This is a genomic window from Bradyrhizobium sp. LeoA1Lang, assembly GCF_055413685.1.
The window spans coordinates 1-22,504 of record NZ_JBVAPG010000099.1; the positions used below are offsets into that span (position 1 = coordinate 1).

General features: G+C 64.4%; 18 protein-coding genes. 9 read left to right on the forward strand and 9 right to left on the reverse strand.

Annotation, left to right across the window (positions count from 1 at the left end):
• Window positions 1-46 precede the first annotated feature (46 nt).
• Together ACZYOF_RS28030 and ACZYOF_RS28035 are read left to right on the forward strand one after the other, a co-directional pair.
• A complete protein-coding gene (locus ACZYOF_RS28030; RefSeq protein ID WP_463717814.1) occupies window positions 47-688 on the forward strand; it encodes an SDR family NAD(P)-dependent oxidoreductase in 642 nt (213 codons plus the stop codon).
• Window positions 689-750: 62 nt separating this feature from the next.
• Window positions 751-1,719 carry an SDR family NAD(P)-dependent oxidoreductase gene (locus ACZYOF_RS28035; protein ID WP_463717815.1) on the forward strand — a complete coding sequence of 323 codons (969 nt, stop codon included), beginning with the start codon at window positions 751-753 and terminating at the stop codon, window positions 1,717-1,719.
• 93 nt (window positions 1,720-1,812) lie between these two features.
• On the opposite strand, the gene ACZYOF_RS28040 is transcribed toward ACZYOF_RS28035, so the two are convergent.
• Both ACZYOF_RS28040 and ACZYOF_RS28045 read right to left on the reverse strand, forming a co-directional pair.
• Window positions 1,813-2,400, reverse strand: coding sequence for a DUF2147 domain-containing protein (locus ACZYOF_RS28040; protein ID WP_463717816.1), 588 nt, complete (start codon window positions 2,398-2,400; stop codon window positions 1,813-1,815).
• 163 nt (window positions 2,401-2,563) lie between these two features.
• Window positions 2,564-3,592 (reverse strand): NAD(P)/FAD-dependent oxidoreductase, encoded by a 1,029-nt coding sequence (locus ACZYOF_RS28045; RefSeq protein WP_463717817.1) that lies wholly within the window; start codon window positions 3,590-3,592, stop codon window positions 2,564-2,566.
• A gap of 208 nt (window positions 3,593-3,800) precedes the next feature.
• On the opposite strand from ACZYOF_RS28045, the gene ACZYOF_RS28050 reads away from it, so the two are divergent.
• Complete coding sequence (locus tag ACZYOF_RS28050; protein WP_130582206.1) at window positions 3,801-4,265, forward strand: acyl-CoA thioesterase; 465 nt, start codon at window positions 3,801-3,803, stop codon at window positions 4,263-4,265.
• Here the strand turns inward: ACZYOF_RS28050 and ACZYOF_RS28055 are convergent.
• Complete coding sequence (locus ACZYOF_RS28055) at window positions 4,262-4,582, reverse strand: 2Fe-2S iron-sulfur cluster-binding protein (RefSeq protein WP_130582205.1); 321 nt, start codon at window positions 4,580-4,582, stop codon at window positions 4,262-4,264. The two genes, ACZYOF_RS28050 and ACZYOF_RS28055, sit on opposite strands and share 4 nt — an antisense overlap.
• 139 nt (window positions 4,583-4,721) lie before the next feature.
• Window positions 4,722-5,099 (reverse strand): Hpt domain-containing protein, encoded by a 378-nt coding sequence (locus ACZYOF_RS28060; protein WP_130582204.1) that lies wholly within the window; start codon window positions 5,097-5,099, stop codon window positions 4,722-4,724.
• Between the two features lie 391 nt (window positions 5,100-5,490).
• Between ACZYOF_RS28060 and ACZYOF_RS28065 the strand changes: the two genes are divergently transcribed.
• The 3 genes from ACZYOF_RS28065 (at window position 5,491) to ACZYOF_RS28075 (ending at window position 12,877) form a co-directional block, all read left to right on the forward strand.
• Window positions 5,491-11,346 carry an apolipoprotein A-IV repeat region-like domain-containing protein gene (locus tag ACZYOF_RS28065; RefSeq protein WP_463717818.1) on the forward strand — a complete coding sequence of 1,952 codons (5,856 nt, stop codon included), beginning with the start codon at window positions 5,491-5,493 and terminating at the stop codon, window positions 11,344-11,346.
• Between the two features lie 165 nt (window positions 11,347-11,511).
• Window positions 11,512-12,192 carry a hypothetical protein gene (locus tag ACZYOF_RS28070; protein ID WP_282527771.1) on the forward strand — a complete coding sequence of 227 codons (681 nt, stop codon included), beginning with the start codon at window positions 11,512-11,514 and terminating at the stop codon, window positions 12,190-12,192.
• Window positions 12,193-12,235: 43 nt separating this feature from the next.
• A complete protein-coding gene (locus ACZYOF_RS28075) occupies window positions 12,236-12,877 on the forward strand; it encodes an RES family NAD+ phosphorylase (protein WP_463717819.1) in 642 nt (213 codons plus the stop codon).
• 76 nt (window positions 12,878-12,953) lie between these two features.
• Here the strand turns inward: ACZYOF_RS28075 and ACZYOF_RS28080 are convergent, their stop codons facing one another.
• The 3 genes from ACZYOF_RS28080 to ACZYOF_RS28090 all read right to left on the reverse strand — a co-directional run bounded on the left by ACZYOF_RS28080 (window position 12,954) and on the right by ACZYOF_RS28090 (window position 15,853).
• The gene (locus ACZYOF_RS28080; RefSeq protein WP_282527769.1) at window positions 12,954-13,826 is read right to left on the reverse strand and encodes an MlaD family protein; all 873 of its coding nucleotides are present in this window, start codon (window positions 13,824-13,826) and stop codon (window positions 12,954-12,956) included.
• A gap of 117 nt (window positions 13,827-13,943) precedes the next feature.
• A complete protein-coding gene (locus tag ACZYOF_RS28085) occupies window positions 13,944-14,717 on the reverse strand; it encodes an ABC transporter ATP-binding protein (RefSeq protein ID WP_130583978.1) in 774 nt (257 codons plus the stop codon).
• A 2-nt stretch (window positions 14,718-14,719) separates the two neighbouring features.
• Window positions 14,720-15,853: an MlaE family lipid ABC transporter permease subunit gene (locus ACZYOF_RS28090; RefSeq protein WP_463717820.1), complete on the reverse strand. Its 1,134-nt coding sequence runs from the start codon at window positions 15,851-15,853 to the stop codon at window positions 14,720-14,722.
• Window positions 15,854-15,990: 137 nt separating this feature from the next.
• Between ACZYOF_RS28090 and dgcA the strand changes: the two genes are divergently transcribed.
• Window positions 15,991-16,998, forward strand: coding sequence for an N-acetyl-D-Glu racemase DgcA (dgcA, locus tag ACZYOF_RS28095; RefSeq protein WP_463717821.1), 1,008 nt, complete (start codon window positions 15,991-15,993; stop codon window positions 16,996-16,998).
• Between the two features lie 25 nt (window positions 16,999-17,023).
• Here dgcA and ACZYOF_RS28100 read toward each other — a convergent pair whose 3' ends face one another.
• Complete coding sequence (locus tag ACZYOF_RS28100) at window positions 17,024-18,223, reverse strand: MFS transporter (RefSeq protein WP_463717822.1); 1,200 nt, start codon at window positions 18,221-18,223, stop codon at window positions 17,024-17,026.
• 120 nt (window positions 18,224-18,343) lie between these two features.
• Between ACZYOF_RS28100 and ACZYOF_RS28105 the strand changes: the two genes are divergently transcribed.
• On the forward strand, window positions 18,344-19,486 hold the full coding sequence (locus tag ACZYOF_RS28105) for a hypothetical protein (RefSeq protein ID WP_463717823.1): 1,143 nt from the start codon (window positions 18,344-18,346) through the stop codon (window positions 19,484-19,486).
• A 187-nt stretch (window positions 19,487-19,673) separates the two neighbouring features.
• Window positions 19,674-21,443 carry a metallophosphoesterase family protein gene (locus ACZYOF_RS28110; RefSeq protein ID WP_282527765.1) on the forward strand — a complete coding sequence of 590 codons (1,770 nt, stop codon included), beginning with the start codon at window positions 19,674-19,676 and terminating at the stop codon, window positions 21,441-21,443.
• Here ACZYOF_RS28110 and ACZYOF_RS28115 read toward each other — a convergent pair.
• Entirely contained in the window at window positions 21,440-22,480 is a 1,041-nt protein-coding gene (locus ACZYOF_RS28115; RefSeq protein ID WP_282527764.1) for an AI-2E family transporter, read from the reverse strand. The genes ACZYOF_RS28110 and ACZYOF_RS28115 overlap by 4 nt on opposite strands.
• Window positions 22,481-22,504: the final 24 nt, after the last annotated feature.

Sequence of the window (22,504 nt, forward strand, 5' to 3'; positions counted from 1 at the left end):
ACTGCTGATGCATTGCGATTGATGGCCTTGACACGAACCATCCCATGTGAGGTTCTGGCTGGCTGGTTACCCGCCTCGATACGCCGCCCTTCTCAGGCCGTCATCACCCAGATTCCGCCATAGCTCAGACCTTACTTCCGCGAAGCCTCTGATCGACTCGGTGATTGCTGAGTTCGGCAAGCTCAACATCCTCGTGAACAATGCCGGCATCGCGATTCAGGGCCAGCTGGTAGACGATCCCGGCCTTGAGGAAGAGAGGTACAATCGACAGTGGCAAGTCAACGTCATGGGCTCGATCGCCAACACTCGCGCGGCGGCGTCGAAACTGACGGATGGTGGTCGAATCATCTTTATCGGCTCTCTGCTCGGCGACTACGTTCCCTTTAAGGGTGTCGCCGACTACGCCGGAACGAAGGCGGCGCTTGCCGGATACGCGAGGGGTATCGCGCGCGACCTCGGCCCCCGCAATATCACTGTGAATGTTTTGCAGCCCGGTGCGATGCCCACGGACATGAACAAGGAGGTGGCCGGTGAGGTTCCGGACCTTGAGACCTTCCTGAACATGCATCCGATCCGTCGCTTCGCAACCCTTGAAGAGGTGTCGGAAGCCGTCTGTTTCCTCGCCGGACCCCATGCGGGCTACATCACCGGTGAGACCGTAAATATGGCCGGTGGTCTCGGAATCTGAAGCGTCGAAGATCAAGCCGAAGAAGATCAAAACTCGTTACACGAGAATTTAAAGGAAAAGAGATGACCGAGAAGTTTGGTGCAAAGTCGACCGCCGACCAGGTGCTTTCAGACGTTGATCTCAAGGGAAAGCGATTTCTGATTACGGGTGCATCGTCGGGCATTGGGCTCGAAACCGCCCGCTCACTGGTTTCTCACGGCGCCAGCGTCGTCGGCGCGGTCAGGGATCTCGCTAAAGCTGAGCCGGCCACTGCATCCGTCCGTGACGCCGCGTCGCAACGAGGTGGCAGCCTGGAGTTGATCGAGCTCGATCTCGCATCCTTGCAGAGCGTTCGCGCCTGCGCGGATAAACTGTTGGCTGACGGCCGGCCGTTCGATTCCATCATCGCCAACGCCGGCGTTATGGCAACTCCGTTCGGCCGGACCATCGATGGCTTCGAAGTCCAGTTCGGGACCAACTATCTTGGTCATTTCGCTTTGATCAATCGGATCGAGCCGCTGCTCGCTGATAACGGGCGCCTGGTGGTGCTGTCGTCCCAGGCTCATCGCGTCGCCGATGTTGACCTCGACGATCCGAATTTCGAACAACAGGCATATGACCCATTTGTCGCCTATGGCCGATCGAAGACGGCCACCTCTCTCTTCGCAGCAGAATTCGACCGGCGGCATCGCGATCGCGGCATCCGAGCTGCCTCGGTGATGCCTGGGAATAGCATCACTGATCTCCCCCGCCATTTCTCGCAGGAGGACTTGCAGGGCCTTTTCGAGACCGTTGGCAAAGCTCGCGCTGAAGCGGGTCTTCCGCCGGCAGAGCTGAAAGAAATCCCGCAGGCAACGGCAACGTCGGTCTGGGCCGCAGTCGTGGCTAACAAAGACGAGATCGGCGGACACTATCTCGAAGATTGCGCAGTCGCGCCGATCGATGACACGCCCAACCCGTTTGCCGACGGCGTAAGGTCGTATGCGCTCGACGCTAACAAAGCTAAGCAGCTTTGGGCGAAAAGCGAGCAATTGATAAGCGCTGCGTCGTGAAGGTTATCGCCCACATCTGAACGCAATAATCCATTCCACTTTCGTGCCCGACTAGACGGCTATCAGAACCGTGCCGAGGCCACTGGTAGCCGTCTAGCGCGAAGGCGTGCCGGCTGGACCGATGTTCTTCTTCGTGGCGGCGGGCGGCGGCGGCTTCACTGCGGCCGCCTGAGCCGGCAGATATTTCGCGACGATGGCGGGATCGAGTTGCGCGATCGCCGTATCAGGCAGGCGGTACCAGGTCTCGTCCTTGCCGAACAGCGAGATGCCGATGTAGCCGCGCATCGTCAATTCCTTGCCATCAGGACTGACGCTCATCTTGGCTCTGTAGATCTTGCCGTCGCGCGGATCGAGCACGTTACCTTCCTCATACTTCAATCCGTCGCGCTTCATGTTGCGGATGAAGGGAATGCCCAGCAACGGCGCGTTCTTGCGGTCGTCGGTGCATTTCGTACAGGCCTCGGTGACGGGCTCGCCGGGCTTCGGGAACGTCTTCGCCATGATGCCTTCGAAGACGCCGTTATGGTCGACGAACAGCACCCATATCACGGGCCTGCCGTCCTCGACCTTCTGCCACAGGCCCGCCGCCGACGGCTGCTGCGCCTGCGCCGGCAGGGCCACCGCCAGGAGGGCCATGATAACAGGCACTGTCAGCCGAAATCGAAATCGCCAATTCCGCATTGTCGTCACCCGACTAATCCATCAAACGAATGAGCGAAGACTACGGCCATTTCGCGGAAGGTTCCAGTGGCAGCGCGGAACGATGCAAATAGCCGCAGCGGCCGCTCCGCGGCCTGACCGGTGATATTTTGGCTGAAATTGACCAATCATATGTTGATTGGAATCAACCGACTCCGAGTTTCTTCTGCAGGCTCGATGACGACGTCGTGTACTGGAACACAAGCCGCTTGTCCGGATAGACATAACGGTGCGCCTTCTGCGCCATCAGCGCGCCCTCGTGGAAACCGGACAGGATCAGCTTCAGCTTGCCGGGATAGGTGTTGATATCCCCGATCGCGAAAATGCCGGACATGTTGGTCTCGAAGGCGGCGGTGTCGACCGGCACCAGATTGTTCTCCAGCGCCACGCCCCAGTTCGCGACCGGACCGAGCTTCATCGTGAGCCCGAAGAACGGCAGCATGGTATCGCACTCGACCTTCGTAATTGCGTTGTCGTTGCCCTTCACCGTCGCCGCCGCAAGCCTGCCCGCCTCGCCTTCGAGGCCGGTGACCTGGCCGAGCTTCAGGTCCATCTTGCCATCGGCAACGAGCGCACGCATCTGCTCGACGCTGTGGGGCGCGGCGCGGAATTCGTCGCGTCGATGCAATAGCGTGATGCGCTTGGCGACCGGGTGCAGGTTGAGGGTCCAGTCGAGCGCTGAATCGCCGCCGCCGACGATCAGGATGTTCCGGTCGCGGAACTGGTCCATTTTGCGCACGGCGTAAAACACCGAGCTGCCTTCATAGGCCTCGATGCCCGGCACCGGCGGCCGCTTCGGCTGGAACGATCCGCCGCCGGCGGCGATCACCACCACCTTGCATTCGAACACCTTGCCCGCATCGGTCTTCACGCGGAAGGCGGGATCGCCGACCTTCTCGATCGTCTCCACCATCTCGTTCAGATGGAAGGTCGGGTGGAACGGCTTGATCTGCTCCAACAGCGACTCCGTCAGCCCCTGGCCGGTGACGAACGGGATGCCGGGAATGTCGTAGATCGGCTTCTCCGGATAGAGCTCGGCGCATTGGCCGCCGATCTTGTCGAGGATGTCGACCACATGGGTCTTCATGTCGAGGAGGCCCAGTTCGAACACGGCAAACAGTCCGCAAGGACCCGCGCCGATAATCAACACGTCGGTTTTGATCGCTTCGCTCATATCCGCTTCTTTGTCAGTTGAGTACGAAATGGGAAGGCTGCCGGCCGAGCCAGGACGACCTGATCGGGGACGACCTGATCGGGGACGGCCTGATCGGGGACGGCCTGATCGGGAACGCCATAATAGGGGCGGCAAGCGCCGCGGCAACCCCTTGCCGCAACTCGACAACTAGGCTGTAACGGGCTGAACCACCTTGGAGATTGTGCAAGTGAATGCCCCGATCCGTTCCGACGCCACGCCGCGCCTGGAAGACTATCCCTATCGGCTGTCAGACAATGTGCGCTTCGCCGACCTCGATCCCAATGGGCACGTCAACAATGCGGTCTATGCGAGCTATTTCGAAACCGGCCGCGTCACGCTGATGAAGGATCCCAGCAAGGGATTGGTGCCGGACGGGCTCGCCTGGATCATGGTGCGGCTCGACACCCATTTCCGCGCTGAGCTGCACTGGCCCGGCACGATCGAGCTCGGACTCGGCGTCGTGAAGTTCGGACGAACCTCGGTGACGTTCGATCAGGTCGTGTTCTCGCAAGGTCGATGCGTGGCCTCGGCGCAGGCGGTGACGGTGCTGATCGACGAAACCACGCGCAAGCCGGTTCCGCTGACGGATGAAGTGAAGGCTAATCTAAAGCGCTGGATCCGCCGCGGCCTTGATATGGATCAATTGGATTAGGCCTGCCGTTCCGGCGTCGTCACCACGAGCCCGTCAAGGTCGTCGGTGACCTTGATCTGGCAGGACAGACGCGAATTCGGCCGCACGTCGAAACCGAAATCCAGCATGTCCTCTTCCATCGGCGTGGGCGCGCCGACCTTCTCGCGCCAGGCTTCGTCGATATAGACATGGCAGGTCGCACAAGCGCAGGCGCCGCCGCATTCGGCCTCGATGCCCGGAACGCCATTGCGGATTGCGCCTTCCATCACGGTCGCGCCGTTCTCCACCTCGATGGTGCGTCTTTCCCCGGAATGGTCGACATAAGTTATCTTGGCCATGATCGCTCGTGCTGCCGGAATACGGATCTGGATGAGGTCCCCGGCAGTCCCTATAACGGGTCGATCCCGCGAGCGCCAGCGGCCGGGCCCCCTCACGCAAAACCTTTTGACGCGAATTTGTTGCCGGTCAATTCGGGTTTTAAGGGTCGCCGAGGATGGCCTCGATCGCGTTCCGCGCCCGCGCGACCGCGTCAGTGAGCGCCGCCAGCGGCCCCTCCGGCTCGGCGCCACTCGTCAGGACGTGTTCCAGCCCGGCGGCAGCATCCGCGACAGCGAAAGCGCCGATCGCGCGTGCCGATCCCTTCAGCTTGTGCGCCAGTTCGCGCGCATCCTGTGGGAGGGTGGCCAGGGCCGCGATCAGCTTGGCCGATTGCGCCACGAATAACGAAAGCACCTCGCGCTCGAGAGCGGCGTCGCCGAGCGACATGCGCGCAAGATGTGCGAGATCGATCGGGCCGTCACCGGGGGCGAGCGGCGGCGAAGCTATCCATTGGGTCCGTTCGAGGTGACGCGGCATGGCCTGATCCAGGGACCGGCCACTACCTCCTTTTCGGTAGGGCCGTTTGGGCGTCACCCAATCACGGAAATAGTTAACGGATCGTTGGCCAAATTTGCCTCAACTTTGCCCTTTTTCAGACAAAGTAGAACCTCAATGGGCGTCAGCTCGGGGGATTTATGTGGAAGCATAAGGCCTTATGGCACAAACCTGTTAACGATGATTAAGGATGTCTTAATCGCGGCCATTTCATTCGCATCGCTCAACCAATAGGATGTTTCCGGATGTAGCGGACAAGCGGCCGACGGGCGTGCTTGCGTACCGCTTTACGGGGACGGGACGGCTCGAGCTTGCGGGGGACAATGTTCGCAAGATCGCCGACGCGTATTAGTTGAGAGGGCTCAGACTTAACATGGCGAACAATCCCAAGAAGGTGAAAGATCCCACCGAAGTCGCACTGTCTGCCATTCAGGAAGCTCTGAACATCGGTGAGAACAGTGCCAAGCCCAACCGCGATGTGATCAGTGCCAGTAGCGGCGAAGCCGCGCCGCCGACGATGCCTGCTGCGACCACGCCCTTCCCCGAAACTCCGTTCGAGACGCGTCCGAGCGGCGAGCGATCGGTGTTCGAACCGATCGAGGAGCAGCGCGGCCCCCGGCGCGCCGCCAATGACGACCGCGAGGCGATCGGACAGCTCCTGCAGGCGCTGCAGAAGGGTAGCCCTACCCGTAACGTCTACACCTTTGCGTCGATCTTCACCGGCGTCTGGCTGGTCGGCTGCGGCCTGCTGACCGTGAGCTTCCTGTCCTCGCTGCAGGCCGCGATCGGCCAGAGCGGCGGCGTCCTGGTGCTGGCGGGCCTTGCCTGCCTGTTCCTGGCGCCCGTGCTGCTGTTCTACTTCCTCGCGAGCCTTGCCTGGCGCGGGCAGGAGATGCGGATGATCGCGCAATCGATGGCGCAGGTCGCGATCCGCTTCTCTGAGCCCGAAGGGGCGGCGAGCGATTCCATGGTCACGGTCGGACAGGCGATCCGCCGCGAGGTCGCGGCGATGGGTGACGGCATCGAGCGCGCGATTGCGCGCGCCGGCGAACTCGAGACGCTGGTCGCCAACGAGGTCTCGGCGCTGGAGCGCGCCTATTCCGACAACGAGGTGCGCATCCGCGCGCTGTTGCAAGACATCGCCCACCAGCGCGACAATCTGGTCGGACAGGCCGAGCAGGTGCGCAGCGCCATTTCCGGCGTGCAGATCGACCTGCGCCACGACATCGCGCTGATCTCGGATGCGATCGCCTCACGCGTCGACGAAGTCGCAAAGAGCATCACCGGCGCGCTGGAAGAGCGCGGCCAGCACATCACCCAGGCGTTGAGCCACGCCGGCGACAACATGATCCTTGCGCTCGGCGAGCGCGGCGGCGACCTGCTCGACCGGCTCGAGGAAGCCAGCTCCGAGACCACGCGCGCGGTGCTCGATGCCTCCGAGCGGCTGACGAGCAGCCTCAACTTCAAGACCGGCCACGTCCACGACGAATTCGTCGACCTCGCCGACCGCGTCCATGAGATGCTGAACGAGCGCATCGACCGCATCACCGGCGAATTCGAGCAGCGCGCCGTGAGCGTCGTCGAGGGCATCTCCGAGCGCACCGAACTGGCGCACGATTCCCTGAAGAATTCCTCCGACTCGCTCCTGCTCGAGCTCGAGCTGCGCAGCGGCGACCTCGTCACCAAGATCGACGAGGCCGGCAATCGGCTGGCCAGCCACATCCTCACCTCCGGCGACAAGGCGGGCGAAGTGCTCGACGTCACCGTCAATTCGCTGGTTGCCAGGGTGGTGAGCCAGACCGAGACCGCGCACGACTCGCTCTCGCTGCAGATGAGCGCCTTCGACGAACTGGTGAAAAACCAGGGCTCGGACCTGGCGGAGAAGTTCGCCCGCGACTCCGGCACGCTCGGCGCGCTGATCACCCGCCACATCGCGGAATTCGACCGCACCGTGAAGATGTTCGGCGGCGAGATCGTCGAGCGCATGGGCCAGCGCACCGAGGACATCGCCAACACGCTGAAGGACTATGTCGACAATTTCGACACCCGCCTCACCTCCAACAGCGGCGAGATCACGGCGACCCTCGACCAGCGCCTCTTGCAGTTCGAGACCACGCTCGGCGACCGCGTCACCAGCCTTGACTCGTCGCTCGACAGCAAGCTCGCCATGTTCGACAACGCGCTCAGCGGCCGCGTCAACACGCTCGACAGCTCGCTGGAGAACCGGCTCGGCACGCTCAACGCCTCGCTCGAGACCCGGCTTGGCTTCCTCGACAACTCGCTCGACGGCCGCCTCAAATGGCTCGACGAGTCGATCGATGGCCGCCTGAAGTCGCTGGAACAGACCTTCGACACTCGCACCAGCTCGGTCACGCAAACGATCGATGGCCGGCTCGGCATGCTCTCGACCTCGCTCACCGAAGGCGCGGCGCAGGCGATCCAGTCGATCGACTCCCGCCTCGGCCTGCTCACCTCCTCGCTCACCGACGGCGCCGCGCAGGCGATCGAGGCGCTTGATCGCCGCATCGCCAGCGTCACCGAAACCGTGGACGGCCGCAGCGCGCATCTGACCGACACCATCTCGGCCCGGTTCCTGGAAATCCACCAGGGCATCGAGACCCGCGTTGGCGCCATCGCCGGCGACATCGACACCCGCGTGGCGCAGTTCGAGGACCTCCTGGGCTCGCGCGTCGAGGCGGTCGCGGGCCGCATCGAAAGCAGCGGACGCCAGGCCAGCGACGAGCTGATGGCGCGCGCTGAACTGCTCTCCTCCGGCATCAAGTCGCATGTCGAGGATGCGGAGCGCTCGCTCACCAACCTGGTAGTCAACACCAGCGAGACCATCCAGACCGGCGCGCGCACCGCGCAGCAGTCGCTGCTGACGGTCTCCTCCGACGTCGGCGCGCAGCTCAAGCTCACCGCCGGCGAAGTGGAGGCCGCGCTGACCGCAGTCGGCGCCGGCGCCGCAAGCTCGATCCTGTCCAGCGCCCGCGATGCCCAGGCCTCGCTGATGGCGGCCACGGGCGAGGTCGCCTCCCAGGTCAAGGCGCTGTCGACCGATGTCGAGCGCACCCTGCAGACCGTCGGCAGCGCGACCGCTGCCTCGATCCTGTCGGGCGCACGCGAGGCCCAGACCGCGCTGGTCAGCGCCTCCACCGACGCGGCAAGCCAGGTCAAGTTGCTGGCCGTCGACGTCGAGCGCTCGCTGACGCTCGCCGGCACTGCCACGGCCGAAGCCGTCACGACCGGTGCGCGCGAAGCGCAGAACACGCTGATCGCGGCATCGACCGATATCACGAACCAGATCAAATCGCTGGCGGGCGATGTCGAACGCTCGCTCACGCTTGCGGGCGGCTCGACGGCGGAAGCAGTCGTTGCCAGCGCACGCGAGGCCCAGAGCACGCTGACGACAACCTCGACCGACATCACCACCCAGGTGAAGGCACTCTCGGTCGATGTGGAGCGCTCGCTGTCTGCCGCAGGCACATCGACGGCCGAGGCAGTCCTGAGCAGCGCCCGTGAGGCGCAGAACAGGCTCACGTCGGCCTCGACCGAGGCGGCAAACCTGGTCCGAACGCTAACCGCCGACGTGCAGAGCTCGCTGGTTGCGGCCTCAACCGACGCTGCAAACACGGTCACGACGCTGACTGCCGACATGCAGCGCTCGCTATCCATGGCCGGCACGGCCACCGCGGAGTCGATCACCTCAGGCGCACGCGAGGCCCAGAACACCTTGGTTTCCGCGGCAACCGAAGCCGCAACTACCGTCAAGGCGCTGGTCGCTGACGTGCAGCGCTCGCTGTCCATGGCCGGCGCTGCTACCGCGGAGTCGGTCACCTCGGGCGCGCGCGAGGCCCAGAACACGCTGGTTGCCGCATCAACCGAAGCTGCAAACAGCGTCACGACGCTGGTCGCTGACATGCAGCGCTCGCTGTCGATGGCTGGCGCTGCTACCGCGGAGTCGATCACCTCGGCTGCCCGCGACGTTCAGAGCACGCTGATCACCGGATCGTCGGAGGCAGCCAACCACGCCAAGTCGCTGGCGATCGATATCGAGCGGACGCTGACCGCAGTCGGCGCCGACACCGCCGCGGCCATCCTGAGCAGCGCGCGCGAGGCGCAGACCTCGTTCACGTCGACCTCCGCCGACGCGGCAAATCAGATCCAGGCCATCTCGGTCCAGATCGAGCGCTCGCTCGCCGCCGTCACGGCGAACACCACCGACACGATCCAGACCTCGGCGCAGAACGCGCACAGCTCGCTGGTCGCCGCCGCCAACGAGGTCTCCTCGAAGGTCAAGACGACGTCCGCCGACATCGAGCGTTCGGTGCTCGCCGCCTCCAGCCAGTTCGGCTCGACCATGACCGGCAAGACCGACGAGATCGTCACCTATGTGCAGCAGCAGGCCGAGCGGCTGGCACACATGGTCGATACCCGTCGCGGTACACTGGTGGAAGCGCTCACCAACAAGAGCGCGCAGCTCGCCACCGATATCGACCGCGCCACCGCGGACGCGCTGAAGTCGATCGAGATGCGCGGCCATACCTTCGCGCAGACGATGGCGAGTCACGGCACCGAAGTCGCGCGCAACATCACCTCCGCCGGCGACCTTGCGACCGGCGCGGTGGCGAAGTCGCTGAAGGACCTCGAACACTCCTCGCGCGCGGCGATCGACCAGTCGCGCCAGGTCTCGATCGCCGCCGTCACCGAGATGCAGGAGACCAGCAAGATCCTGCGCACGGATACGGTGGCGCTGTTCGAGCGGCTGCGTGAGGGCAACATCCTCTTGCAGGAGGTGCTCACCGGCGCCCACGACAATCTCAACTCGCTCGAGCGCGCGCTCGTGACCCGCGTCGCCGACTTCGTCTCGGCGATGAACGACGTCACCTCGCGCAACGGCGTTGCGACCCAGACGCTGGAAGACCAGCTCACCGTGTTCAACAGCAAGACCCAGAAGGCGCTGGAGGACCTCGGCGAGCTCTCGACCCAGTTCGACACCCACGGCCGCGCATTGGTCGAAGCCGCCGCATTGGTGGAACAGAGCAACCGCAACACCACGGGCTCGATCGCCGAACGCAAGGCGACGCTGGAATCGCTGGTCACCACCATCGACCTGCGCACCACCGATCTCGACCAGCGGCTGTCGCGCTTCACCGGCCTGCTCGATGAATCGCTCGCCGCGGCCGAGGAGCGGGCGCGCGACATCGCCCGCGTGGTGGCGGAGACCGCCGGCGCCGGTTCGGCGGCGATCAGCCGCCAGTTCGAGGCCGTGCGCACTGCGGCCGAGAACGAGCGGCAGCAGACGCTCGACGCGATGAGCGACCTGTACCAGCAGAGCACCCAGGAAACGGATGCGATGTTCAAGGAATCGACGGAGAAGTTCTCCGCGATGGTGCAGTCGATGAAGCAGATGGCGGCCGAGATGCACAACGAGCTCGAGGCAACCCGCACCGAGCTGCGCCGCGGCGTGCTCGAGATGCCGCAGGAGGCCGCGGAGAACACCGCTCAGATGCGCAAGGTGATCGTCGACCAGATCGAGGCGCTGGCCGAACTCAACCGCATCGTGGCCCAGCACGGCCGCGGGCTCGACGTCGCGACCAATAGCCGGGCCAGCGCGCAGCGCCAGGACGAGACCGTGATGGTCGCTGCCGCCGGCGGTCGCACAAGCGATGTCCGCATGCGCGGCGACTATGGCAGCGCATCGACCCTGCCGCCGCCGGACCTCGGCGTGCCGGCGCCGGCCTCGCGCCGCACCGAGGCGCCGCCGGTCAGCCCGGCGACGCCCCCGGATAACGGCCGTGACGGCTGGCTGTCGGACCTGCTCAACCGCAGCGAGACCCCTGCCCCCGCGCCCCGCGAAGCGCCGCGTCCCCGTCCGCAGGCTGCCGCCGCCAATCCGCTGGAATCGCTGTCGCTCGACATCGGCCGGCTGATGGACCGCAACCTCGCGGCCGAGATGTGGGATCGCTACCAGCGCGGCGAGAACAAGGCGTTCAGCAAGCGGCTCTACACGCCGGCCGGCCAGAAGGCCTTCGACGAGGTCGCCCGCAAATACCGCTCCGATCGCGGCTTCAAGCAGACGGTCGACCGCTACATCGCCGAGTTCGAGCGGCTGCTCGACGAAGTCGCCCGCGACGACCGCGGCCCGCAGTCGCTGCGCAACCACCTCACCTCGGAGACGGGTCTGGTGTACACCCTGCTCGCGCATGCCGCGGGGCGGTTGGGGTGAGACGCGAATAGCGAGTGGCGAATAGCGAATAGCGAAACGGAGGCCTTCGGCCTCCGTTTTTTGTTTTCATTATCATCAAGGCGCCCAGCCGGTGCTCCGCCCCTTGATGAGGAAGGTTATCGTGATATATAGATAATCACGCTAACCTTAGCCGGATTGGAACCCATGGCCACGGCTGACAAAACCATTGAGCTGTCAGGCATCGGAACATTGAGCGGGACGCCGGAACAGGTCCGAACCAGACTTGGCCGCCTGCACGCGGAGCGCGTCATCGCATTGACGTTGGAGCACGGGAACGAGGCCGCCGTCAGAGCGCTTGCGGAGACGGTCGCCAATCTCGCGCCATTGGTCCGGACCATTCTTGAGCGCCGCCAGGATGAAGCGCTCCATTCGATCATAGAGGCGCTCGTCCCGGAGGTCCCCCTTCCTCGGCACAAGCTGGTCGAAGCCCGCATGACGGCTGAAGCGCGCAGGGCTGTGCTCGAGAGCGGCGATTGGTTAACCGCGGCACAGATCGCTGAGATCGCAGGATTTAGTGCCAGCAATCCCAGCGCCCAGCCGAATAAATGGAAGAGGGACGGACAGATCTTCGCCGTACGCCATCGCGGTGTGGACTATTTTCCAGGTTACGCCCTGCATCCTTCGACCGACTATCGCCCGGCCAAAGGCTTTGCGCAGGTGCTGGCCGTATTCGGCGAGCGGAAGGATGACTGGGGCCTCGCTTACTGGTTTGCCTCGGTCAATAGCTTCCTTGGCGGCAAGCGACCGCAGGACTTGCTGATAGACCAGCCCGCGCGCGTGATCGCCGCGGCGGAGGACGAGGTAGCCGGCGTACTGCATGGCTAAACGGAAATCCGGGGCCGGCCATGCGGCGGCTCGGCCATCGGTCGTGCCGGCACCGCCCGGCGATCTGGCCAAGTTGGTGAAGACAGTGACTTGGCCGAAAGGCCAGGTCATTCATCGAATCCATCTGAAAATCTACGGGAGCAGTGAGTTCAATCCGGGTCTGACAGGCAACGCGCGGTTCAGCCCGATCAAGGCTTCAGACGGCGCAAATATCCCCACGCTCTATGGCGGCACGACATTCGATTGTGCTGCCATGGAGACTGTCTTCCATGACGTCCCCTTCAGCGCGGGACTGAAGACATTCGACAAGTGGAAGCTGACCGATCAGGCCTATTCGCAACTGACTTCGAAACGAGACCTCAATCTGGCTGACCTGAGCGGAACGGCACTCCGGAAGCTCGGCATCCAGCGCAACGAGTTCATTGATACCGAGAAGGACAAATACCCGGACACGCGGAAATGGGCCGAGGCCATCCACGCTGCGTGCCCTGGCGCCGAGGGACTCATTTGGGTGTCGCGGCAGGATGATCGCGCGTTTGGAATCGTTCTCTTCGGGGATCGCCTCGCCGCGGCCGACCTCTTGCCAAGTCGAGATCCATGCAGCGTGTTGGCCGACGTCACCGTCTACACGGACTTGCTGGCCCTTGCCGAACGGATCGGAGTCGACATTGTGGGCGGAAGGTAGGAAACGGCCAGTAGATCAAGCGCCAGCGTATCAGCTTTCTCCGAGAATCCGACGCGTCCCTACCCGCCACCGATCACTATCGCCTGCGTTCCGGCCCTACCGACCTCGGCGGGGGCGGCGGTTCGGATGCATTGCTGTTGCTGCTGCCGGCGCCGAACAACAGCCGGGTCGGGTTGCGGTCGAGGTTGTTCACGGCGCGGCTGATGTCGCTGAGCGTCCTGCGGCCGTCGGCCATCAGCGCGCCGGAGCGCTTGTCAAAATCTTCGGCGAGCTCGCGGATCGATTTCACCATCTGAGCCAGTTCGCCGCCGCGATCACCGCCGGCGATGCTGTTGAGGCCGAGCATGAGGTTGTCGGCCTTGCCCATCACGCCGTCGACCCTCAACATCACGTTGTCGATCTTCTCGGAATTGCGCGCGAGCGCCGCGGTGAAGGTTTCGAGATTGCGCAGCGAGTTCTTCACCGACTCTTGATTGTCGGCAACGATGCGGTTGACGTTCTGCAGCGTCGCGCGGATCGCTTCGGTGACGTCCTGCAGCGCCCTGGGATCGGCGGTCAGCACGGGGATGCCGTCCTCATCGAGCGGCACCGGGGGCGCCGTCTCCTCGCCGCCCTTCAGCGAAATCGCGGCAACGCCCGTCAGCCCCTGGAATTCGAGGCCGACCAGGGTGTCCTTGCGGATCGGCGCGCTGTTCTCAACCATCGCGAATGCGACCACGCGACGTGGATTGTCGAGCCTTACCGAGATGACTTCCCCTATCCTGATACCATTAAAATTGACGTTACCGCCGTTGCGCAGACCCGAGGCCGGGCCTTCAAAGATCACCCGCAAGGGGCTGCGCTGCTTGGTGGTATGCAAGCTCTGGAACCAGAGCACGAAGCCGAACGCAGCCGCAATCACCGCCAGCGTGAAGGCGCCGATCAGGACATAGTTCGCCCGGGTTTCCATCGATGACTCCAGCTACTCGTCCAAGCTCAGGCTCCGCCGTGGCGGAACCGTCACTGATCCTTTTCTCTCGCGCATGATCTTGTCCGAAAACCGGTTTCCACCTGTCGGGACCATGCGCTAGCCGATGACGGCGCGGGCGCGTTTGCCATGGAAATATTGCCGCAGCCAAGGGTGCTGCGATGCCTGCATGTCGGCGATCGATCCTGCGGCAATGATCTTACCGTTCCCTAAAACGGCGATGCGGTCGCACGCGGTATATAGGCTGTCGAGGTCGTGGGTTACCATGAAAACGGTCAACCCCAAAGTCCGCTGCAGGGTGCGCACCAGTTCGTCGAACTCGCCGGCGCCGATCGGGTCCAGGCCCGAAGTCGGCTCATCCAGGAACACGAGCTCGGGATCGAGCGCGAGCGCGCGTGCCAGCGCTACGCGCTTGATCATGCCGCCGGAGAGCTCGGAAGGATAGCGGTCGGCGACCTCGGGTTTCAGCCCGACCATCACGAGTTTCGCCACCATGATCTCGTCCAAGAGCCGCTGCGAGACCCTCAGATATTCGCGCACCGGAAACTGGATGTTCTGCCGCACGGTGAGCGAGGAGAACAGCGCGCCCTGCTGGAACAGGACGCCCCAGCGCCGTTCGACCCGGCGCCGTTCGCTGGAACTGGCGGCATCGAGGTCGATGCCGAATACTTCGATGCGTCCCGACACCTTCGGCACCAGCCCGATGATGGTGCGCGTCAGCACCGACTTGCCGGCGCCGGAGGGCCCGACAAAGCCCAGGATCTCGCCGCGCTTCACATCGAGGTCGAGACCGTCGAGCACGCGGGTCCTGCCGAACTGCACCGTGACGTCGCGGACACGGATGATGGCGTCGGAAATGGGCTGCACCACCATGGTCACATCCCGATCGACGCGAAGAAGATCGCGAACACGCCGTCCATCACGATGACGAAGAAGATGCCCTTCACCACCGATGACGTCGTGTGCTGGCCGAGCGATTCCGCGCTGCCCTGCACCGCCAGCCCCTCGACGCAGGCGACGATGCCGATCACGGCCGCCATCACCGGCGCCTTGACCATGCCGACGATGAAATGATTGATCGAGATGGCGTCGCGCAGCCGCAGCAGGAACGCTTCCGGATCGACGCCGCCATAGAGCCAGGCGACAAGGCCGCCGCCATAAAGCGCGGCCATTGCGCCGAGAAAGACAAGGATCGGCAGCGCCAACACCAGCGCCAGCATGCGCGGCAACACCAGCACCTCGATCGGATCGAACCCCATGGTGCGTAGCGCGTCGATTTCTTCGCGCATCTTCATCGAGCCGAGCTCGGCGGTGTAGGCGCTGCCCGAGCGTCCGGCAACCATGATAGCAACGAGCAACACGCCGATCTCGCGCAGCACCAGCACGCCGAGCATGTCGACCACGAAGATGTCGGCGCCGAACCTGCGGAAATGAAAGATGCCTTGCTGCGCGATGATGCAGCCGATCAGGAAGGTGATCAGCACTACGATCGGCACCGCACGCCAGCACACCTGCTCCAGATGGTGGATGGTCGAGGTCAGGCGGAACGAGCGCGGGCGGATCAAGACGTGCCCGCTCGCGACAAGCACGGCGCCGAGCATGTCGACCAATCCGATGATCGTGCCGCCGATGCCGACCACCACCCGGCCGATCTGGTCCAGCATGGCCGTGATCGAAACCGGGCCGGTTTCGGCCTCCGGCGTTTCCTTCACCCGCTGCACCTCGTCGACCAGGCTCGAATAGTTTTCCGAGAGCCCGGCGATGATCGCCTCGCCGCCACCGTGGCTCAGGCTGCGCCTGAGCCGCTCGATCAACCAGGCGCCGAAGGTGTCGAGCTTAGAGACCTGGGAGACGTCGATGAAGATGTCAGGACGGGTGCCGCGGAGTTTTTCCGCATCCGCCACCATCCGCTCCAGCACGGGCGCAAAACGGGCCGTCCACGACCCTGCGGCGCACAGGGCAAGGCCGTCGCTCTGTGCTATCCGTTCCAGTGTCGGGTCGCCGTTCAAAATGCCCACCCCAGGCTGGTTGGCTCGCTCGAAAGATAGGAATTCGAACGCCGCATTGCCTTGTAGAATCTGGCCCTAACCAGCCATAGTTGGTAGCGCCCCGCAAGCGCACGGTCCAGAAATTGCGAGATTTTGAAATGACTTCCAGCCGATCCGCGCGCCTAACGCGACAGCTTGCCGCCTTTATCGAGCGTTGGCCGATCGCGGGCGCCTTCACCATCAGCCGGGGCGCCAAAACCGAGGCCGTTACCGTCGTGGCCGAGGTCAGCCTGGACGGGCTGACCGGCCGCGGCGAGTGCGTGCCCTACCCGCGCTACGGCGAAACGCCGGAGGCGACGCTTGCGGCGATCCAGGCGATGCAGGAGCCCCTTGCGGCCGGCATGGACCGGCAGGCCCTGCAGGCGCAAATACCGCCAGGCGCCGCCCGTAACGCGCTGGATTGCGCCCTGTGGGACCTCGAGGCCAAGCGGGCCGGCAGCCGGATCTGGAACTTGCTCGGACGCGGCGCGCCAGCCCCCTGCATCACGGCCTACACGATCTCGCTGGGGACGCCGGAGGCGATGGCGGAAGCGACCGCCAGGGCCGCGCACCGGCCGCTGCTCAAGATCAAGCTCGGCGGCGACGGCGATGGCGCGCGTATCAAAGCGGTACGCAGGGCGGCGCCGAACGCCGAACTGATCGTCGACGCCAATGAGGCCTGGACGGCGGACAACCTCGCCGACAACCTCGGCGCCTGCGCGGACGCCGGCGTCACGCTGGTGGAGCAGCCCCTGCCGGCCGGCAACGATGCGGCGCTGGCGCGGGTCAAGCGGCCGCTCGCGGTCTGCGCCGACGAAAGCGTGCATGCGCGCGCCTCGCTGGAGGGGCTCCGCGATCGCTACGACGCCGTCAATATCAAGCTCGACAAGACCGGCGGCCTGACCGAAGCGCTCGCGATGGCGGATGCCGCGCAGGCGCTCGGCTTTGACATCATGGTCGGCTGCATGGTCGCGACCTCGCTCGCTATGGCGCCGGCGATGCTGCTCACGCCACAGGCGCGCTTCGTCGATCTCGATGGCCCCTTGTTGCTCGCGCGCGACCGCGACCATGGGCTGCGTTACGACGGCAGCCTCGTCTATCCGGCGGAGGCCGCGCTCTGGGGCTGATGGAGCCCCTTTTTGACGCGTTTTCTTAACGCGAACCGGTACCCACTTCGCTTGAAAACGCTATCCGGTGCCGCCCCAGCCACATCACGAGCGCACCTGACGCTGCCATTGCCGCCATCAGGTAATAGACGCCCTGGCCGTAGCGGGCATAGACGATGCCGCACAGGACCGAGGTGCTGCTCGAGACGATGCCGCTGCAGGCGGCAAGGTAGCCCTGCCCGCGCGCCATGATGTGCCCCGGCACCTGGCGCACCAAAAGCCCCATGATGCCGACCTGCGTCAGGCCGAAGGTCAGCCCATGCGTGAGTTGCACGACGGCCAGGATCGGAAGCGGCGGATCCTGTGCGGTGATCACCCAGCGCGCGACCCCGGCCAGTGCGCCGATCACGACTAGCATCGCCGGGGCCAGCGTGAGGCGCGGCGATACCGCAAACAGCACGATTTCCGCGAGCACGCCGAGCGACCACAGCGCTGCAATCGTGAGCCCGCCGAGGCCAGCCTGCTTCCAGACGATGGAGGCAAAGATATAGTAGGCGACATGGCTGCCCTGGATCAGCGCGGAAGCTGCGATGATCGCAAGAAAGCCGCGATCGCGCAGCAGCGCGACGCCGCCGCGCTGTGCGGTCTCGGCCCTCTTTGCGACCTCGAGCGGCCGCAGGCCTAAGCTCGTGAGCGCGCTAACTCCCGCTACGGCAGCGATGATCCAGATCAGGTGCTCCGCCGCGACTTCATCGACCAGCAACCCGCACAAGAGCGCGCCGACCACGAAGGCGGCCGAGCCCCACAGCCGCAGCGGCCCATAGTTCAGTCTGTAATGCGTCACGCCGCGCAGCGCATAGGCATCGGTGAGCGGCCCCGTCGGCGTCCACAGGCAGCAGGTGACGACGAAGACCAGGAATACCGGCAGCGCCTGGTGCTGGGTGCCGATGAGGGCAAATCCGAGCGCGGTCGCGGCCGCCGTGATCATGATGGCGCCGCGCAGCATCCGCCGCCGCTCGGCAAGGGACGTGATCAGCGGCAGCACGGTGAAGCGGGTCACCGCGGGCACCGCCGTGATGATGCCGATCCAGGACGCCTCGATCCCCACCGCCTTCAGCCAGAGCGGGAAGAACGGCAGATAGGTGCCGAGCATCCCGAACATGGTCCCGTAAAAGGTTCCGAGGCGAGCCGCGAATCGCTTAGCATCCGCTTGCGGCGCTGCAGGAATTTGTGATTCGGAAGCCATCAATCCAATTGCGATTCGCCTGATATCGTGGTGTTCGTTATCGCAGCGCGCCGCAATTTGCGCGACGAGATTTGCATGGCCAACGAAGCATTCGCCCTTTCGCCGATCACAGCCCGCCCGGTGCAGCCGGGCGAGGATGATTACCACGCGATCAGCGAAGCCTTCATGGAGACGGCGCGCGGCCGCTGGTTCCTCTCCGAATATGCCAAGCGCAACCGCAACGCCGACACCCGCCTGGTGCTGGATGCGGTGGCCCGGCTCGAGGAAAGCCTCGCCACGCAGAGGCAGGCGGTCGAGCCGCCCGATTCGGGGCCGGCGATAGCCGAGGCCATCGCCGCGATCCGCGACGCGGTGGAGGCCGCGCAGGCATCTGCGGCCGAAGCGCTCGATAGCCTGGAGCTGGAGCAGAAGCTTGCCCCGGTGCGCAAAGGCGCGCGGGTGATCCGCGAGATCGCGTGGCGGCTGCGCGAGATCGGCAATGACGGACGCATCTGCGACCTCATCGATTCCCAGGTCGTCGCGATCGAGAACGGCGCCGCGCAGATTTCATCCGAGGACGCGAAGGCCGCGCTGGATGCCGCCTTCGCACCGATTGTGCAACGCCTCGCCCAGTTCTCCGAGGCCGATGAGACGCCCGCGCCGAGCGCCGAAGCGCCGGTGGCTCCCTCACCCGCACCTGCACCGAAGGGCCCCGCGGAGGAGCGCTCCTTTCACGTGGTAGAGGTCGAGGCTCTACCGGAGGCGCCGGCCGTCGCAGAGACGGTCGCCGCACCTCCCGCGCCGGAAGCCGCGGAAGAGACCATCACCGTCGCGGACGCGGAGGCCGCGCTCGCCGTCGCCGAGGCCGCGCTGGCGGAGGCTGAAGCCATCGAGCTTGCTCGCGCCACCGACGAAGCTGCCGCCGACGCTCATGACGAGGCCGTGCTCGACATGATCGCGATGGAGATGGGCGCGCCCGACCCGTTCGACGTTGAGGACGCCACGGCAGCGATCGCCGAAGAGCCACCTGTTGAACTCGAAGCACCGCCCGCGCCGGAAATCGTGCCGCAGGCGCCTGAGCTTGCCGCCGCGCTGCCGGAACCGCGGTTCGAGCTTCCGCCGCAGCCCACCTTCGTCGCGCCGCCCGAGCCTCCGGTCGAAATCTCGCTCGGCTCCACCATCATTGCCAACGGCATCGTCAAGAAGCCGAGCGCTGCCGCCAACGATCCGCTCGCACCTATCCGCCGCATGAGCCAGGCCGAGAAGATAGCGTTCTTCTCGTAGGCGCGAAAGCCGCTGTTGCGCGAGGAGACTCGCGTAGGGCGGCCAATGTCTCGTTACAAGAGTTGTGATAAAGTGGGCCGCACAGACATGCGCGGCTGCTAGCGTCCACGCACTCTGTGCCAACTGCGAGTGAAGCAACGCACGCGAAGGCCATCCTGACGACAGGTGCAAACGACGGACTCATATCATGAGGCGGTCGACATCGGCGGACGAACCTTCGAGCATTCAGCGCCGCGTGCTACTTGATCCGCGCGACGGCGACGTCGAGGACGATGCCGCCAGCCCCGGACAGCGTTCGCTGCTTGCTATTGCCGGCAGCCTGCTCGTCGAGATCAGCCTGCCGAAGCTCTTGTTCGCGTGGACCGCGTTGCTCCTGCTGCCGGCCGTGCTGCTTGGCCTTGCGCCGCTCTTGGCTTCCGCCTGGCTTTCAATCTTGTCCGAAAAAATCCTGGTCCTGACGGAAATCGGCGCGGCATTGATGCTCATCGCGATCGTCGCGCTGGGATGGTTCGGCTGGCGGCCGCTGCTGCGGATCGTCGAGATCAGTTTCTGGTCGCTCAACGCGCTCGCCGTGCAGCCGAGCTATGCGTTCTGCCGCGAGGCACTGCGCCACCTAACGGAACGGATCTGGCGGAACAGCCTGACCCCCACGTTGCGCATGCGAGTGCGGCGTGCGTGCTCGCTCGGCGCCGGCATCCTGCTCAGCGCAGGTGCGGCATTGATCGCGATCCTGGTTTGGCCGGCCTCGCGATGGACTGCCGGCCTGATCGATCTGGCCCAAGGCCATCATCTCGTGATGACGACGTTGGCCAACGCCATCGTGCTCGTGTGCTGCTATCTCGCCGCCGCATCATTAGCTTGGGGTTTTGCGGATGCCAGCATGGATCAGCCGGCCGATCTTGCCGCGTTTGACGTCCCTCGATCCGATGCACGCATCTGGCGCGTTGCACATCTGTCGGATGTCCATGTCGTCGGCGAGCGATATGGCTTCCGCATCGAGAGCGGACGCGCCGGCCCGTGCGGCAATGAGCGCTTCGCCGCCGTGTTCGCGCGTCTCGCCGCCATTCATGCCGCCGATCCGCTCGATCACGTGCTGATCAGCGGCGATATGACGGACGCAGGACGCGCAAGCGAATGGGCCGAATTCCTCGAGGCATTGTCAGAGCACCCTGATCTTGCAACACGGACGATCGTGCTGCCGGGCAATCATGACGTGAACATCGTCGATCGGGCCAACCCTGCCCGGCTCGACTTGCCGTTCAGCCCCGGCAAGCGGCTGAGGCAAATGCGAACCCTGTCGGCGATATCGGCCATTCAGGGCGATCGGGTGCGCCTCGTCGACAAGTCAGGCAAAGTCGCGGCCACGCTGGACGATCTCCTCACGCCGCATCGCGAACAGATTGTTGCGTTCGCCGAACGCGGCGGCGTGCGTCGGGGCGCCGGGCTTCGCCGGCTGTTCGAGGACCAATTCCCGATGATCCTTCCCCCAGAGCAGGAAGAGGGTCTCGGAATAGCCATCCTCGACTCCAATGCCGAAACCCACTTCTCCTTTACCAACGCGCTCGGGCTGGTCTCTCTCGAACAGGTGCAGCGGCTGGAGGCCGCCATCAGCTATTTTCCGAAGGCACGCTGGATCGTCGCGCTGCACCACCACCTTGCGGAATATCCCATGCCGACGACGAAGTTCTCGGAGCGCATTGGGACGGCATTGATCAATGGGAGTTGGTTCGTTCGTAGACTGCAAGCCTTTGCCGATCGCGTCGTGGTGATGCACGGTCACCGCCACATCGATTGGATCGGTGCATGTGGCGCATTGAAAATCATCTCCGCCCCCTCGCCGGTGATGAACGCTGCCGATGATGCGCCAAGCTATTTCTACATTCACCGGCTAACTAGCGGTCAGGGCGGAACGCTTTGCCTTGCCGAACCCGAAAAGGTGGAGGTTATACGCAGCTAAGTCTTTGCCCGCTTCGCATCCGCCGGTCCTCCGAGCAGATCGGCGAGCCAGCGCGTCGACGGGTGCTCGGCAGAGAAGGTGAGAAGCGCAAGCGTGATTGGCACGCCGATGAAGGTGCCGAACAGGCCCCACAGGAAGGTCCACAGGAAGATCGCAAACAGCACGATGAACGGCGATATCGACAGCGTGTTGCCGGCGACGCGTGGCTCGACATAGCTGCCGACCACGAACTGGATGATGTTGAGGCAGGCAAAGACACCGAACACCGCCGGCCAGCTCTCGAATTGCGTCATGGCAAGCAGCGTGGGAAACAGCGTGGCGATGAAAGGGCCGATGAAGGGGATGTAGTTCAGCACGAAGGCGATCACGCCCCACTCGAACGCAAATGGCAATCCGGTAACGCCGGCGAAAAGACCGACCAGAAGTCCGGTGACCGCGCTCATCTGCGTGCGCACCAGTAAGTATTTCCGAAATTTGGCCGCGGTCGCCGCACTGCCATTGAGCAAGACGCGCGCCGCCGTGGTGTTTTCCAATCTGTCGATTCTTCGCTTGACGTCCTCGACCTCGAGCAACCCCAGCACGACATAGACGAGCGCGATCAGCCAGAAGCTCAGCGTGGTGTTGACGCGGCCGGTGACGTATTGCGTGGCGCGCAGCAGCCAGCCGACGTTGAAATGCTCGGCCCAGAGGCTGGCAACCTCGATGCCATGGCCATCGAGCCACACCACGGCCCGTTCATAGAATGTCTGATACCGCGCCGCATCGGCAACCAGGAAGTGGCCGACGCGGCCAAAGCCCCATGCTGCCAGCGAAGCGAAGGCAAGGCAGACCGCCACCGTGACCAGCATGGTGATCGCGAGCGCTGCGAGTTTTGGCATCCATGACTGCAGCCACTTCTGCGCCGGCCAGACGATCGCGATGATGAAGAGAGCTGCAGCCAGCGGCGCCAGCACTGTCCTCGCCTGGGATGCAGCCGCGCCGACGAGCACCACGGCGATGATGACGGTTGCAACCCTCTGCCCGGAGCCGTCCCCCATCCTGGATTCCTCCGACCTTGCGCC

Excerpts from the sequence above, each read along its gene's own strand:
- ACZYOF_RS28035 (WP_463717815.1), top strand. The coding sequence starts at position 751 with ATGACCGAGAAGTTTGGTGCAAAGTCGACCGCCGACCAGGTGCTTTCA.
- ACZYOF_RS28040 (WP_463717816.1), bottom strand. The coding sequence starts at position 2,400 with ATGCGGAATTGGCGATTTCGATTTCGGCTGACAGTGCCTGTTATCATG.
- ACZYOF_RS28045 (WP_463717817.1), bottom strand. The coding sequence starts at position 3,592 with ATGAGCGAAGCGATCAAAACCGACGTGTTGATTATCGGCGCGGGTCCT.
- ACZYOF_RS28055 (WP_130582205.1), bottom strand. The coding sequence starts at position 4,582 with ATGGCCAAGATAACTTATGTCGACCATTCCGGGGAAAGACGCACCATC.
- ACZYOF_RS28060 (WP_130582204.1), bottom strand. The coding sequence starts at position 5,099 with ATGCCGCGTCACCTCGAACGGACCCAATGGATAGCTTCGCCGCCGCTC.
- ACZYOF_RS28065 (WP_463717818.1), top strand. The coding sequence starts at position 5,491 with ATGGCGAACAATCCCAAGAAGGTGAAAGATCCCACCGAAGTCGCACTG.
- ACZYOF_RS28070 (WP_282527771.1), top strand. The coding sequence starts at position 11,512 with ATGGCCACGGCTGACAAAACCATTGAGCTGTCAGGCATCGGAACATTG.
- ACZYOF_RS28080 (WP_282527769.1), bottom strand. The coding sequence starts at position 13,826 with ATGGAAACCCGGGCGAACTATGTCCTGATCGGCGCCTTCACGCTGGCG.
- ACZYOF_RS28085 (WP_130583978.1), bottom strand. The coding sequence starts at position 14,717 with ATGGTGGTGCAGCCCATTTCCGACGCCATCATCCGTGTCCGCGACGTC.
- dgcA (WP_463717821.1), top strand. The coding sequence starts at position 15,991 with ATGACTTCCAGCCGATCCGCGCGCCTAACGCGACAGCTTGCCGCCTTT.
- ACZYOF_RS28100 (WP_463717822.1), bottom strand. The coding sequence starts at position 18,223 with ATGGCTTCCGAATCACAAATTCCTGCAGCGCCGCAAGCGGATGCTAAG.
- ACZYOF_RS28110 (WP_282527765.1), top strand. The coding sequence starts at position 19,674 with ATGAGGCGGTCGACATCGGCGGACGAACCTTCGAGCATTCAGCGCCGC.
- ACZYOF_RS28115 (WP_282527764.1), bottom strand. The coding sequence starts at position 22,480 with ATGGGGGACGGCTCCGGGCAGAGGGTTGCAACCGTCATCATCGCCGTG.